Below are 2096 nucleotides of genomic sequence, written 5' to 3'. Positions count from 1 at the left end.
GTAAGCGTCCGCTGAACCCCATGCCTATTTTTTTAATTTGAGTTGGATTTCCAGCGATGTGGCAGTAATTCTTCTATTTGGGTCGCTTTATGCGTCGGCAGCCTTTTCAGCACATCACTTAAATAGGCATACGGATCCAAGCCATTCAGCTTTGCTGACTGGATTAAAGTCATGATATTCGCCGCTCGCTGGCCGCTGCGCAGCGAGCCAGCAAACAGCCAGTTCTTGCGCCCTAAGGCCCAAGGTCGCATTTGATTCTCTACCCAATTATTGCAAATCGGTAGATTGCCATCATCCAAATAGCGGCTTAAGGCTGGCCAACGCTTCAGAGTGTAATTGATCGCCTTGGCGGTGGGAGAACTCGATGGCACCGTCAGATGATGTTGGTTGAGCCATTCATACAGTTGTTGCATCACTGGTTGACTATGCTGTTGTCGGTATTCGCGGCGGTCTTCCGCTGTACCATCGGTCTTTTTCCTGAGCTCTGCTTCTATCGCATACAGTTTCTGAATCAGCACCAATGCCTGTTCAGCGACCTGACTTTTCCCAGTTACATGCAGTTCATGGAATTTACGACGTGCATGGGCCATGCAGCCCACCTCAATGACCTGGCCTGATTTAAAGCGTGCTTTATAACCACTGTAATCATCACAGACTAGATAACCCTGCCAGCCTTTCAAGAACTCTGCAGCATGCTGGCCTGAACGACTATCCTGAAAGTCATAGATCACCGCCTGAACTGGATTGTACTGTGTAGTGGCATAGGCCCAGACATAACCTTTCTTCGGTTTTTTATCATTCTCACCCATCCGCATGATGGTGACCGGTGTTTCATCTGCATGCAGCACCTGCTGTTGTAGTACCACCTCTTTTAAGGCATTGGCCAGAGGTTCCAGTTCTACACCGCAGCGACCTATCCAGTCAGATAACGTTGATCTAGAAAGCTCGATTCCCGCCCGCTGATAGATCAGACGTTGACGGTACAGCGGTAAATGATCGGCATACTTCGATACCAGCACATGGCTGAGCAGTTCAGGTGAAGCAATGCCTTTATCAATCACATAGGCAGGCATCGCTTGCTGAGTCAGGGTGTCACACTGATCACAGACCCATTTGCCACGCACATGCTGTTCCTTATAGAACTGTGCCGGTCTGAAATGCAGTTTTTCACTGATATCTTCGCCGATACGACGTAACTGGCAGCCACAACTGCATTGGGTTGATGCAGGTTCATGCTCAATACGGATGGTGTGTAGATGATCGGGTAGCAGTCGACGTTTAGGTTTATTGGTTTTGGCTTTCTGTGTCGCTGCATCGGTTTTATCTGCATTTAATCGTTCTAATTCCAGATCAACAGCAGCAATATCTTCTTCAACCGCTTCATCCCATAGGTGGATTTGTTTTGCAGTGAGATGTTCGTTTTTACTGCCGAATTTGTGCTGTTTAAACAGCGCCAGTTCATGCTCGTATTTTTGATTGAGAATGGAAAGATGCTGAACTTTGGCATCTAATTGCTGGTTTGATTGTGCTAGAGACTGATGCTGCAGCGCCAACTGTCTGGTAAATTCCAGCAGTTGTTCATGGGTCAGTTGGCTTAAGTCAGGCAGCGTATTCATGACCGCAGTATGCCTGAGGTCATGAGAAGAATGAAATAGAACGTTTGGAGAATAGCAGAATGGAACAGCCTGGTTTAAAGCATCGTCACCACCTGCTGTCGTCCAATGCGCTGCCAGGGCAAACCCTGGATCAGTGCCTGTAACTGTTCCGGGCTGAGGGCCACGGTTTCACCTTGGTGAACTTGAGCCCAGTGAAATTTGCCCTGTTCCAACCGCCGGGCACACAGCCAGATGCCCAATCCATCATGTACCAGTACTTTCATGCGATGGCCACGTTTATTACAGAACAGGTAAGCACAATGCGGTTTGATGTAGCCAAAGGCTCTCACCACCTGAGCCATGACAGTATCCATCCCTGCTCGCATATCCAGAGGTTGGGTAGAAAGCCAGATTTCATCAATGCGGATCATGTTGCAAGTGCCTTGAGTAATTCTGCTAAAGCAGATATTTCTGATACTTGCCATTTCAAGCCAATTTCTG

General features: G+C 48.0%; 2 protein-coding genes. Both read right to left on the bottom strand.

Going from position 1 to position 2096, the window contains the following annotated elements:
* Positions 1–32: 32 nt before the first annotated feature.
* On the bottom strand, positions 33–1616 hold the full coding sequence (locus GVV58_RS15155; protein ID WP_159516858.1) for an IS66 family transposase: 1584 nt from the start codon (positions 1614–1616) through the stop codon (positions 33–35).
* Between the two features lie 74 nt (positions 1617–1690).
* Positions 1691–2026 carry an IS66 family insertion sequence element accessory protein TnpB gene (tnpB, locus tag GVV58_RS15150; protein ID WP_000618087.1) on the bottom strand — a complete coding sequence of 112 codons (336 nt, stop codon included), beginning with the start codon at positions 2024–2026 and terminating at the stop codon, positions 1691–1693.
* Positions 2027–2096: the final 70 nt, after the last annotated feature.

It is taken from the genome of Acinetobacter sp. 18QD2AZ41W, assembly GCF_009829025.1.
Taxonomy (GTDB): Bacteria; Pseudomonadota; Gammaproteobacteria; order Pseudomonadales; family Moraxellaceae; genus Acinetobacter; species Acinetobacter pseudolwoffii.
This window is presented reverse-complemented; position numbering and strand designations above follow the sequence as displayed.